This is a genomic window from Paenibacillus elgii NBRC 100335, from assembly GCF_004000865.1.
Lineage (GTDB): Bacteria > Bacillota > Bacilli > Paenibacillales > NBRC-103111 > Paenibacillus_G > Paenibacillus_G elgii.
In genome coordinates this window covers 99,599-112,317 of the sequence record NZ_BIMB01000013.1, presented here as the reverse complement: position 1 = coordinate 112,317, position 12,719 = coordinate 99,599, and the positions used below count along the sequence as shown (strand labels likewise).

10 protein-coding genes are annotated in these 12,719 nt (G+C 56.3%); 8 read left to right on the top strand and 2 right to left on the bottom strand.

What is annotated here, in order from left to right; all coding sequences use genetic code 11:
• The first annotated feature begins 16 nt into the window (after nucleotides 1-16).
• The 8 genes from PEL01S_RS12570 (at nucleotide 17) to PEL01S_RS12535 (ending at nucleotide 10,797) form a co-directional block, all read left to right on the top strand.
• On the top strand, nucleotides 17-3,238 hold the full coding sequence (locus tag PEL01S_RS12570) for a bifunctional cytochrome P450/NADPH--P450 reductase (protein ID WP_127460540.1): 3,222 nt from the start codon (nucleotides 17-19) through the stop codon (nucleotides 3,236-3,238).
• Between the two features lie 135 nt (nucleotides 3,239-3,373).
• Nucleotides 3,374-3,916 (top strand): AAA family ATPase, encoded by a 543-nt coding sequence (locus PEL01S_RS12565; RefSeq protein WP_127460539.1) that lies wholly within the window; start codon nucleotides 3,374-3,376, stop codon nucleotides 3,914-3,916.
• A gap of 184 nt (nucleotides 3,917-4,100) precedes the next feature.
• Nucleotides 4,101-5,852: an ABC transporter ATP-binding protein gene (locus tag PEL01S_RS12560; protein ID WP_127460538.1), complete on the top strand. Its 1,752-nt coding sequence runs from the start codon at nucleotides 4,101-4,103 to the stop codon at nucleotides 5,850-5,852.
• 26 nt (nucleotides 5,853-5,878) lie between these two features.
• On the top strand, nucleotides 5,879-6,979 hold the full coding sequence (locus tag PEL01S_RS12555) for a sensor histidine kinase (RefSeq protein ID WP_127460537.1): 1,101 nt from the start codon (nucleotides 5,879-5,881) through the stop codon (nucleotides 6,977-6,979).
• A gap of 245 nt (nucleotides 6,980-7,224) precedes the next feature.
• A complete protein-coding gene (locus PEL01S_RS12550; protein ID WP_239551575.1) occupies nucleotides 7,225-8,229 on the top strand; it encodes a LacI family DNA-binding transcriptional regulator in 1,005 nt (334 codons plus the stop codon).
• Between the two features lie 51 nt (nucleotides 8,230-8,280).
• Nucleotides 8,281-9,045: a glucosamine-6-phosphate deaminase gene (locus PEL01S_RS12545; RefSeq protein WP_127460536.1), complete on the top strand. Its 765-nt coding sequence runs from the start codon at nucleotides 8,281-8,283 to the stop codon at nucleotides 9,043-9,045.
• A gap of 19 nt (nucleotides 9,046-9,064) precedes the next feature.
• A complete protein-coding gene (locus PEL01S_RS12540; RefSeq protein WP_127460535.1) occupies nucleotides 9,065-10,267 on the top strand; it encodes an N-acetylglucosamine-6-phosphate deacetylase in 1,203 nt (400 codons plus the stop codon).
• A 125-nt stretch (nucleotides 10,268-10,392) separates the two neighbouring features.
• Nucleotides 10,393-10,797 (top strand): hypothetical protein, encoded by a 405-nt coding sequence (locus PEL01S_RS12535; protein ID WP_127460534.1) that lies wholly within the window; start codon nucleotides 10,393-10,395, stop codon nucleotides 10,795-10,797.
• Between the two features lie 90 nt (nucleotides 10,798-10,887).
• Here the strand turns inward: PEL01S_RS12535 and PEL01S_RS12530 are convergent, their stop codons facing one another.
• Both PEL01S_RS12530 and PEL01S_RS12525 read right to left on the bottom strand, forming a co-directional pair.
• Complete coding sequence (locus tag PEL01S_RS12530) at nucleotides 10,888-11,250, bottom strand: response regulator (RefSeq protein ID WP_063186194.1); 363 nt, start codon at nucleotides 11,248-11,250, stop codon at nucleotides 10,888-10,890.
• A gap of 98 nt (nucleotides 11,251-11,348) precedes the next feature.
• Nucleotides 11,349-12,482, bottom strand: a complete 1,134-nt coding sequence (locus PEL01S_RS12525; RefSeq protein WP_127460533.1) for a response regulator — start codon at nucleotides 12,480-12,482, stop codon at nucleotides 11,349-11,351.
• Nucleotides 12,483-12,719 lie beyond the last annotated feature (237 nt).

The window sequence follows — 12,719 nt, the reverse complement described above, 5'->3', positions numbered from 1 at the left end:
CGGGAGGATGGTTGTTATGAGTGAAGCGGGAGTCATTCCTCAACCTAAAACTTATGGTCCCCTTGGAAATTTACCTTTGATCGACAGCAAGAAACCGACCCTTTCGCTTTGTAAACTCGCAGAAGAGTACGGCCCTATATACCGGATCACGCTTCCGGGTTATTCCAGCATTATGGTGTCCGGACATGACCTCGTAGCGGAAGTTTGCGACGAATCGCGCTTCGATAAAAGCATAAAGGGCGACTTGGAGAACGTGCGCGCTTTTGGCGGAGACGGATTGTTTACAAGCCGCACGGATGAGCCGAATTGGCAAAAAGCGCACCGGATTCTTCTCCCCACCTTCAGCCAGCAGGCGATGAAAGGGTACCATGCGATGATGGTCGATATCGCTTTGCAGCTGATTCAAAAATGGGCCCGTCTCAACCCCAACGAAAGCATCGATGTTGCGGAAGACATGACCCGGCTTACGCTGGACACGATCGGCTTATGCGGATTCAATTACCGCTTTAACAGTTTTTATCGCGAAACGCCCAGCCCTTTTATTAACAGCATGGTCCGCGCTCTGAACGAAGCGATGCTGCAAGGCAGCCGCCTAAAGATCCAACACCTGCTCATGGTGCGAACGAGACAGCAGTTTAACGAAGACATTCAAACGATGTTTTCCTTGGTGGACAAAATGATCGAGGAACGAAAAGCAAACGGGGACCGGGGGGAAATCGACCTGCTTGCCCGGATGCTGAACGGGAAGGACCCGGAGACAGGCGAGACGCTGGATGACGAAAATATCCGGTATCAGATCATCACGTTCTTGATCGCCGGACATGAGACGACAAGCGGCTTGTTATCGTTTGCTTTATACTTTTTGCTGAAGCATCCGGATGTGCTGCAGAAGGCTTATCTGGAAGCAGACCGGGTGCTGACGGATTCGTTTCCGACGTATTCGCAGGTGCTGCAGCTTCATTACATTCGGATGATTTTAAACGAATCGCTGCGCTTATGGCCAACGGCCCCGGGATTCGAGCTCTATGCGAAGGAAGATACGGTCATTGGCGGCAAGTATCGCATTTGCAAGGGGGAAGGCATCGGAGTGATCCTGCCGCAGCTTCATCGGGACAAAGCCGCTTGGGGCGCGGACGCGGATGAATTCCGCCCCGAACGGTTCGAAGATCCTGGCAAAATTCCCAACCATGCCTACAAGCCGTTCGGCAACGGGCAGCGGGCTTGCATCGGCATGCAGTTTGCGCTTCACGAAGCGACGCTGGTTCTCGGCATGATTGTCCGGCATTTTGAGCTGGTGGATCATACGAACTATCAGTTGGACGTGAAGCAAACTTTGACGCTCAAGCCGGGCGATTTTCATATCCGCGTGCGGCTGCGGCATAAGACGGCTAGCCCGGCGGTTCATGAACAGGCAACAGCAGGCCATGCCAAAGCCGTTGCATCGGATCAAGGGCAGGCGCAGGCGAGCCGTCCGCTTGCAGGGGTGGAAAAGACGTCTCTGCTCGTGCTTTACGGTTCCAATTTGGGCACGGCGGAAGGGATTGCCCGCGAGCTGGCGGATGCCGCTCGGGCGTGGGGCTTCCGAAGCGAGGCTGCGCCGCTGAACGATTGGGTCGGAAGGCTGCCCAGTGACGGGGCGGTGATTATCGTCACCGCGTCCTATAACGGCAAGCCTCCGGGCAATGCGCGCGAGTTCGTGAAATGGCTTGAAGGCGTGCAGCCTGGTGAGCTTCAAGGGGTTCGTTACGCCGTATTCGGGTGCGGGGACCGCAACTGGTCCAATACGTATCAGGATGTGCCGCGGTGGATTGACGAAGAGCTGGCCCGGAAGGGAGCGGCGAGGCTTTCGGCGCGCGGCGAGGCGGATGCCGGCGGCGACTTCGAGAAGCAGCTCGACGAATGGCGGGTCCGCCTATGGTCCGAGCTTAGGCATGTTTTCGGACTGGAACGAAGCGACGCAGCAAAGATGAAAAGCAGTCTTCATATCCAAATGGTCAGCGGATTGGAAACACTTCCGCTTGCCCGGGCCTATGATGCTTTCTATGCTTCGGTGACGGATAACCGCGAGCTCCGAATGGCCGGGAGCGGCCGGAGCACACGGCATCTGGATTTTGCGCTGCCGGATGGGATTACCTACCGGGAGGGCGATCTTCTCGGCGTGCTGCCAAGCAACAGCCTGGCGAACGTCGGCCGGATTTTACGGCGGTACGGCTTGAAGGGGAACGACCAGTTGATTGTCACGGCGGCAAACGGTAATGGCCTCGCGCATCTCCCGCTGGATCGACCGGCCGGTATCCATGAGCTGCTGAGCCGGTGCGTAGAGCTGCAGGAGGTCGTCGCACGCGAGCAGCTTCGTGAGCTTGCGGCCTATACGGTGTGTCCTCCGCACAAGCGTGAAATGGAAGCGATGGCAGAGGAGGGCGTTTACGAAGAGCAGATCCTGAAGAAGCGCATAACCATGCTCGATCTGCTTGAAAAATATGAAGCTTGCCAGCTGCCGTTCGAAAGACTGATCGAGCTGCTGCCGCCTCTGCAACCGAGATATTATTTCATATCCAGCTCTCCGCGGACCAGCCCAAGGCATGTCAGCATTGCCGTAGACGTGGTGCAGGACCCGGCTTGGAACGGGCGCGGCGAATACCGCGGGACTGCTTCGAATCACTTGGCCGAATGCAGGCCCGGAGAAGAGGTCTTGATCTTCATCCGTACGCCCGAAGCCGGATTACGGCTCCCGGAAGATCCGGCGACGCCGATCATTATGGTCGGGACCGGGACGGGGGCGGCGCCTTTCCGGGGCTTTATGCAGGCGCGGGCCGCGATCCGGGAGAAGGGAGCCGCTTTGGGCGAGGCGCATCTTTATATCGGATGCCGGAGCGAAGCGGATTCGATTTATCGCGAGGAGCTTGAGCGCTACGATAGGGAGGATGTCGTTACGCTTCATCAAGCATTTTCCCGTGCGGAAGGGAAAAGCAGCATCCATATACAGCATTTGCTGGAACGCCATGCCTCGAATTTGATGGATATCCTTGATCGGGGAGGACGCATTTACGTATGTGGGGACGACGCAGAAATGTCCCTGGAGGTGGAGTCGGCCTTGCAAAAAGCATACCGGACCGTGCATGGAGCCGGGGAGCGGGAAGCGAAAGCTTGGCTGGATCGCCTTCGAACGGAGGGGCGTTACGCGAAAGCAGAATGGGTGCGCATGCATCCGGAAATTAGCGCCGCCATAGTCAAATAGCAGCTTACCGGCGCTGTTTTGACCTCGGACCGGACCGGAGGAGCAAACCGTTTTATCCAAACTGTCCCTAATGATGATTGCTGCGCGGATGTTACACTGAAAGCAACACGAAGTTCGCGGGAAAGGGGCATTCGCATGAAACACGATGAAGAAACTGCGATTTATCTCATCACCGGGGTGATGGCAAGCGGCAAATCGACGGTCGCGCAGCTGCTGGCCGAGCAATTCGGCCGGGGAGTTCATTTGCGCGGCGACGCGTTCCGCAGGATGATCGTCACAGGCCGGGAAGAGCTGCTTCCCGGCGCTTCCGAGGAAGCGACTCGTCAGCTGCTTTTGCGGCACCGACTGGCTGCCGCCACGGCCGATACGTATGCCGATGCCGGCTTCACCGTCGTCGTGCAGGACGTCGTCATCGGTCCGATGCTGGAAGAGTTCATCTCGTTCGTCCGGCATCGTCCGCTTTATGTCGTCGTGCTTGCGCCGGGCAGCGAGGTGGTTACCGCAAGAGAGGCGGCCCGGGCGAAGAAAGGCTACGGATTGTGGACGGTTGCCGGGTTGAACGGCATTTTGCATAACGAAACGCCGAAAATCGGCCTTTGGCTCGATACGTCCGAGCAGACTCCGGAAGAGACGGTAAGCGAAATCAAGAGACGGTCCGCGGAAGAAGCGGCTGTCTGACTTTTGTTGAGGCTGCGGCTGCGCAGCCGGCCTTGATCCGATGCTTTTGCGCGGATGAAGGCTTTTTTTCTTTTCCCGGAGTTCCAATCTTTTCCGTTAATATTCCGTTTAAAAAAGTATCGTAAAGTACAGATTGTCAAACGGAAGAGAGTTGTAGGAAAATAGAATGGGAGTTGGAACGTACATGTCAAAACCGAAAACATCGGCGAATTGGCGGCAATTGATCCGGCTGGTCCGGGAAACGAAGCCTTCCAAGGGTCTGCTTGCCGCCGCGCTGTTTCTAAGCATCATCTCGACCTTGGTCGGCTTGGCGATTCCGCTGTTTACGAAAAATATGGTCGACAGCTTCTCGCTGACCTCCTTAAGCCTGACGCAGATCGTGCTGATGGGGGTAGCTTTCATCGTTCAAGCGATTGCGGGCGGCGTCGGCGTTTATTTGCTCAACCGGGCGGGGCAGAAGGTCGTTGCGTCCCTGCGGGACCGGTTGTGGAAAAAGCTGCTCGTGCTGCCGGTCTCCTACTACGACAATCATGAGACGGGAGAGACGATCAGCCGGATGACCAACGATACCGGCGTCGTCAAAGGCTTGATCAGCGAGCACTTGACCGGCTTTTTCACCGGCATTCTGGGGGTCGTCGGATCGATCTCGGTACTGCTGTATCTCGATTGGAAAATGACGCTGATGATGCTAATCGTCGTGCCGCTGGCCATCTTGATTTTGGCTCCGCTCGGCAGGCAGATGCATAAGATTTCGGTTGGCCTTCAGGATGAAACGGCCGGCTTCACGGCGGTGATCAGCCGGGTATTGTCGGAGATCCGGCTTGTGAAAGCTTCGAATGCGGAGACGGTTGAATACCGGAACGGGCAGACGGGCATTGAGAAGCTGTTCCGGCTTGGCTTGAAGGAAGGTATCGTTTCGGCGTGGGTCGGGCCGCTTATCTTCTTCATCCTGATGCTGCTGCTTGTGATCATTATCGGGTATGGCGGCGCGCGGGTCGCTTCCGGCACGCTGACGGCGGGAGATCTGGTGGCGTTCATCCTGTATTTGTTCCAATTCGTACTGCCGATTACGCAAATTACGAACTTTTTCACGCAATTTCAAAAGGCGGTCGGCGCGACGGAACGAATTGCAGCGCTGCTGGAGCTCGGGGAAGAGAATCACGCCACCGGCAAGCCCCTTGATAACGCAGGCCGGCCGCTGACGCTCGAACGAGTAACCTTCGCCTATAAAGCTGGCGAAACGATACTGGACGATGTCAGCTTCACCATGCAGCCCGGCAAAGTCACAGCCATCGTCGGACCAAGCGGCAGTGGAAAAACGACGCTGTTTGCGCTGCTCGAGCGGTTCTACCCGCCGACCGGAGGCGCGATCAAGCTCGGGGACGAGCTGATCGACGAGTACTCGCTGCCGTCGTGGCGCAGCCGCATCGGCTATGTCTCCCAGGAAAGCCCGCTCATCGCCGGGACGATCCGGGACAACATCTGTTACGGCTTGCCGCACGACGTGACGGACCAAGAGCTGGAGCAGGCGGCACGCATGGCCTATGCCGATACGTTCATTCACGAGCTTCCGAACGGCTACGAAACGGAAGTCGGGGAACGGGGCGTCAAGCTGTCCGGAGGTCAGCGGCAGCGGATCGCGATTGCGCGGGCGCTGCTGCGCAACCCGCAAATTTTGATGCTGGACGAGGCGACCTCCAGTCTGGACAGCAAGTCGGAAATCGTCGTGCAGCAAGCGCTGAACAATTTGATGCAGGGACGGACGACGCTGGTTATTGCGCATCGGCTGTCGACCGTGGTGGATGCGGACCAAATCGTCTTTCTTGAGAAAGGCAAAGTAACGGGCATCGGCACGCATGAGCAGCTGTTCCAAACGCATGCGCTGTACCGCGAATTCGCCGCACAGCAGCTTCGCATTCAAGAGCAGCAGGTGTAACCTATCGCGGATAAGGAGGGACGGGAATGGAAGTACAGTATCAGGCGAACCGGAAAACGGCTCGCGGATGGAGATTTTTTAAAAGCGTTTGCGGGATTTGCCTATTACTTTTATTTTCGCTGGCGAGCTGGTCGGCCGCTTATTTCTTCATCCGCTATTTGCTGAATGCGCTTGGAAGTCGGCCTTCCGATTATGTCGGCCAGCTATTCACCCAATTGGTTGCCTTTGTTACCAGCATGGGGATTATGGGGACGATCGGAGTCATTTTTCGCGACAAGCGCATGGAAGTGTTCCGGCCGATGATCGATGCGATGAAGCGGATCGCCAAAGGCGATTTCACCGTCAGCATTCCTTCGGACGAGCGCGTCCCGGGGCAGTTCGGCGAGCTCGTCGAAAGCATCAATCATATGGCCGTCGAGCTCAATCAGATGGAAAAAATGCGCCAGGAGTTTATCTCCAACGTCTCCCATGAAATTCAGTCGCCGCTGACATCGATCGGCGGCTTTGCCCGCATTCTGCAAAGCGACGAGCTTAGCCGGGAGGAACGGATGCATTATCTCGGCATCATCGAAAAGGAAAGCGCCCGGCTGTCCAAGCTGAGCGAAAACCTGTTGAAGCTGACCTCCCTCGAATCCGACCATCATCCGTTTGAGCGGAGGCGGTACCGGCTTGACAAGCAGCTGCGCAGTGTGATTTTGGCGTGCGAGCCGCAGTGGAACGATAAAGGAATCGACATGGATGTGTCGTTGGAAGACGTCAGCATCGAGGCTGACGAAGATTTGCTGAGCCAAGTGTGGGTCAATCTTCTGCACAACAGCATCAAATTCACCCCGGCCGGCGGGACGATCGGCGTTCGGCTTAAGCGCAACGGGCAGCAGGCGGTCGTTTTCGTCACCGACACCGGGATCGGTATTCCCGAGAACGATGTGACGCATATATTCGAGCGGTTCTACAAGGCGGATAGGTCCCGCAATCGAAGCACGGGAGGGAGCGGGCTTGGGCTTGCGATCGTTAAGCGGATCGTAGAGATGCATACGGGCTCCGTCGCCGTGCAGAGCGTTCACGGCAAGGGAACGACGCTAACCGTCAGGCTTCCGGCTTTGCCTTCAGCAGTTGCGCCAAAATGAAGCGCGAGGAGAGTACCCATGTAAAATCGAGGGTGCCGCTTCGGCGCATGCTCGATTTTTTACGTCGATGTTCGCAGCGCTAGCCTTGCTGCAGCTTGACAGAACGAGCAAAGCGGGCATATAATACAGGAAAATTGAACCGGTTCAAATTAGTTATGGATCATGATGGGAATGTTTTTATCAAAGCATTTCCTTTTATTAAAAAATAAATTTGAACCGGTTCAAATCGAGGAGGCGCGGATCGATTGAAGCTCACCATTAGCGACTTGGCGAAAATGACCGGTCTCGCCAAAAGCACCATATCGGGCGTGCTGAACAACAAGGACGGATTTTCGGAGAAAACGAGACAGAAGGTGCTGAAGGCAGCCGAGCAGTACGGCTACGTTCCGAATGAGATTGCCCGGGGATTGTCCATGAAATATACGAAAACGCTCGGGCTTGTCATCAAGGACATCACGAATCCGTTTTACAGCAGGCTGACCAAGGGCGTCCAGGAGGTCGCAGGCGAATACGGCTATACGGTATTTCTATGCAGCAGCTTCGAGGATCATCGCACCGAAAAAGAGCAGATTCAAGCGATGCTAAGCAGACGGGTGGACGGCCTGATCGTTGCGCCGCTGCTTGAGGAGGTGACGTTCGACCATTTGTTCGATCTGAAAGCGAAGTCCGTCCCTTTCGTCCTGCTCGGAAGCGTGCCGGGGCTGGACAACTCGTATGTCGAGTTCGATGATTACAACGGCGGGCGGCAGGTGACGGAGCATTTGCTCGAACGGGGCCATCGCAGCATCGGCTTCGCTGCCGGGCTTCCCACGTCTAGGGCCTCGCGGGAGCGCCTTCGGGCATGCCGGGATGTTTTGTCGGCGCGCGGGCTTGCTTTGCGGACGGAGTTTACTTTCGAAGGAGCCCAAGAGCTGGCTGACGGGGTCGAGATCGGTCGGAAGCTGATTGCGATGAAAGAGCGGCCGTCGGCGTTCATATGCTTCGACGACGTGGTTGCGCTGGGGGTCGTCAAAGCTTTTCAAAGTGAAGGGCTTCGGATTCCGGAGGATATGTCCTTGATCGGTTTTGACGATATCGACCTGATGATTTTTCCGCTGACAACCGTCTCCATCCCAACCTATAAGGCGGGCAAAGCGCTGGCGCGTATGCTGTTCGGGCAGATCTTCGGCGGCCCGGACACACCGCCGCAGCGCATCGTCTTCGACGAGAAGCTCGTCGTGCGGCAGTCCGTCCGAACGGTGACGAACTGAAATGAGTCTTGAGACTTGAGCCGAAAACAAACGAATGGAGGATGACGGATAATGAAGCAATGGACGATCGAACAGGTGACCGCCGAAGCGTACGATACCCGGGAAGCCATGGGGCAAGCGGCGGCGCAGCGGCTGGCGGAAGCGATCCGGACGAAGCTGCAGGAGAAGGAGACGATCGCGGTCGTATTTGCTTCCGCTCCGTCGCAGAACGAATTTTTGCGTTCGCTGCGCACAATAGACTCGGTCGCATGGGAGCGCATCCGCTGCTATCATCTGGACGAATATGTCGGTCTGCCGACTGAGGCGCCGCAGAGCTTTGCGACGTATTTACGGTCGGAGCTGTTCGCATTCCGGACGCCGCTCGAATTTCATGCCTTGAACGGCTTGAACGATCCTGCTGAAGAGTGCATTCGCTACACGAAGCTGCTGGAACGGCACCCGATCGATATTGCCTGCATCGGAATCGGCGAGAACGGGCATATCGCCTTCAATGATCCTCATGTGGCGGACTTTGCCGATCCCGTCCGCATTAAGAAGGTCGGGCTGGACGAAACGAGCCGCAGGCAGCAGGTTAACGACGGCTGCTTCCCGCAGCTTGATGCGGTACCGCACGAGGCGCTGACGCTGACGATCCCGTCCATCGTATCGGCTTCGCATATTATTTGCACGGTGCCTGGCGAACGCAAAAGTGATGCGGTACACCGGACGTTGTTCGGCCCGGTCGACTTGTCCTGCCCGGCGTCTATCTTGAGACGCTCGGCCCGCTGCGATATGTTTCTGGATTTCGCCAGCGCTTCCCGCATTGCATCGCAATAACGGCGCATACAAAGGAGGGATGAAAGTGACCGATCCCAATACGACGGTAATTGAAGGACGGCGGGCAGATACGGGGAGCCGGGTTCGCTTGGTTGCATCCGGGGGTATCATTGCGTCGATGGAAGAGATGGAAAGCTTAGGCACTGAGGCGTCAGGACCTGACGAGCTCTGGATTGCTCCGGGCTTCGTCGATCTGCAGATCAACGGGTACGGGGGAGAGGACATCAACCTGACGGGGGCCGATATGCACCGGCGGGTGGAGACCGTGAAGCGGCTGGTCCGAGCGGTACTGACTTCCGGTACGACGTCCTTCTGCCCGACAGTTATTACGGCGAGCTTCGAGCAGATGAGAGACTGCATGACGGCGGTTCGGCTCGCTTGCGAGCAGGATGAGCTGACGGCTTCCGCTGTAGTAGGTATTCATATGGAAGGGCCTTATATATCGGACGAAAACGGACCTCGGGGCGCCCATCCGGCGGAGCATGTGCGGGACCCGGACTGGGCCGAGTTCAATGTATGGCAGGAAGCTTCGGGGGGCCGCATCCGGCTGGTTACGCTGGCGCCGGAACGCCCGGGCGCTGCGGCATTTATCCGCAAGCTGACGGAGGCGGGCATCGTTGCCAGCATCGGCCATACGGCCGCCGATCACGATTACATCGCGGCTGCTGCGGAAGCGGGAGCGCGGATGAGCACGCATCTCGGGAACGGAGCGCATCCGCAGCTTCCGCGCCATCCGCACTATATTTGGTCGCAGCTGGCGGAAGACCGGCTTGCCGCCAGCGTCATCTGCGACGGACATCATCTGCACTCTTCCGTCGTGAACGTGATGCACAAAGTGAAAGGCGACGCCCTGCTGCTTGTCAGCGATGCCGTACATTTGGCGGGCTTGCCGCCCGGCACTTACCGCACGCATGTCGGCGGTCAGGTCGAGCTGCTGCCGTCCGGCCGTCTGCACATGGTGGAGAATCCGAACCTGCTCGCCGGAGCGGCGGTCAGTCTGGCGGACTGCGTAGGACGATTCGCACAGATGACGGGCTCCTCGCTGGCTTCGGCCGTAGCGATGGCGACGGACAGACCGGCGCGCCTGCTTGGCTGCACGGGGATCGGTACGCTGGAAGCCGGGCAGGCTGCGGATATGGTGACATTCCGCTGGAACGCCGAGGCGGGCAAGCTGGCCGTACATAAGGTGTACAAGAGGGGCCGGCTTGTCGGGGCAGGATAGCATGGAGATCTGTTCTCGAGCACATAATTCATATATTTTGCTAAAATTAAGATAATATGATATATTTGGGATTAGATGGAAGTTGGCCAACTTTATATCTACTAAAAAATAGAAGAGGTGAAACCATGCAGAGATTTAAACAAGGTCGTCTTCTAGCTGCTTTTTTTATGGTACTTTTTTTGACTGTCGGGTTGGCCATCTCAGTTTCCGCCGACAGCAAAACTCAAATCGCTTTTCCGCGGAATGGCACTGGATATATTGGGACAATAACTACGGTTCAATGGTATCAGACACCTGACGTTAAAGGTGCTCAATTTACGCTTGCTGCGACGGACGGCAGTTGGTCTTATAATTCCGGCCCCATTTATATGGCGGAAGGCCGAACTTTCTATGAATATCATCTTCCAGCAGACGTTTACAATGCTATGCCAAAAGGAAAACAATATCGTTTGTCCGTTGAAAATTATCATTATTCCGGCGGCAGCTACACGGGATATAGTGGTGATGTGTCGTATTTTAACCTGCAATGACTTTTGTCATTTTCGCAAGGACACCCTATAGATCCACAAAACCCACTGACCTTTATTGTCGGTGGGTTTTGAATTTCATACAGCCTCTTATTAGACCTCAAGCAGCCTGTCCACGGCGTCCAGCACCCGCGAGCCTTGAAGCGGCTTGACGACAAAATCTTTCGCCCCGCTCCGGATCGCCTCAAGAATCATCTCCCGGTGCCCCATCGCCGAGCACATGATGACTTGCGCCGCAGGGTCGCGCTCCATAATCAATTTCAACGCCTCGATGCCGTCCATATCGGGCATGGTAATGTCCATCGTGACGAGGTCCGGACGAAAAGTAACATACTTCTCAATCGCTTCCCTTCCGTTGGCTGCCTCGCATATGACTTGATGCCCCGCAGTTTCCAATATATCCTTCATAAACATCCGCATAAATGCGGCATCGTCTACGACCATAATTTTGGCCAAATGGTATCACCGCCTCAAGAAACTACGGCTCTTGCACGTGCCTGCACCGCACGCGAAGAAGCCGTCTCCTGAGTATAGCCGAAGATTCTGAACATTTTTTAAACAACGCGCTCCCGGTACCACTGCTCAAGCGATCTCGCCGGCTTCGTACCGAATTCGTCGTGCAGCATTTGCGACAGCGTATCGTACTGCCGTTCCACAGACACCCGGTCCCCGATATACGTAAAGAGCTTGATCAGCGCCCAATACACCTCTTCCGTGAACGGGAACCGACGCTGGATGAGAAAATAGAGCTGGAACGCTTCCGCCGCATTGTCCCGTGTTTCCAGAAAAGCCGCGACGCGCATCGCATGCCGGTACCACAGCATACGCAGCCGCTCCCGCTCGTTCTCCGCCCACCAATAACCGCAATCCTCCAGATAGTCGCCGCGATACAGCTCCAGCAGCTGCAAATGCCGCGCGAGCGTATGCTCGCTGAGAGGCGGGACGGTTTGCAGTCCCTCCTCCCAAGTCACCACGTCAACGCCGACTCCGTTCAGCTCGAGCCGGTACCCTTTATCGCCGCTGACGATCCGGATGCCGGGATGGACGGCGTTTGCGGTTTTGCGGATTTGGTAAATGGTCGTGTAGAGTTGCGTGTAGCCTTTCTTCGGATCGATATCGGGCCAGAACATCTCCAGCAGCGCATCTTTGCGTACGGGCTGGTCCCGAAGGTGAACGAAGTAGGCGAACAACTCCTGCGCTTTGTTCGTTCGCCAATGCACGGGCCCGGATTCGCCGGTGTCGACCTCCAGCGTCTGAAAGCAGCGGATCGTAACCTGCTCCTTCGTCCTAGACGTCCCCGCGGGGTGGTCCGGTTCGGTTTTGGCGGCTTTGGCTTGCGACAGCCGGGCTAATGTTTTGGCAAGCCTTTGCGTGGAGACGGGCTTCAGCAAATAGTCGATCGCCGCCAGCTCGAAAGCCTTGAGCGCATATTCCTCGTAAGCCGTCGCGAAGATAATCTCGGTTTCCGGCAAGTGCGACATGATGATCTCGGCCGCTTCCAAGCCGCTGAGCTCCGGCATGTCGATGTCCAAAAAGACAGCTTCCGGCTTCTCGCGCAGCACCGCCTCGACGGCTTCCGCCCCATTCTGATAGGCGCCGACAATGACGCCGCCGTTCAGCTTCTCAAGCTGCTTTTGCAAGCTGAACAGAGCCAGCGCTTCGTCGTCTGCAAGAATGATCCGAATCATCGGCGCACCTCGCTTTGTGTAAACCGTGAAAACCCGACCCCATTGACGTGTTGTTGGGTGGCCAAATTCGCGCCCTCCTCTTTCTGTATACAAGAGTAATCTATTGGTTAAAAAACCTGTTTACCCGGCAAAATTGTTCGTTCCAGCGAACGGCTTAAAACCGCCGTTTTCCTATTCATGATCATATCAAAATTTCGTCCTCTTCTGCATTTTAAAACGAAAAAATGTTAATTATTT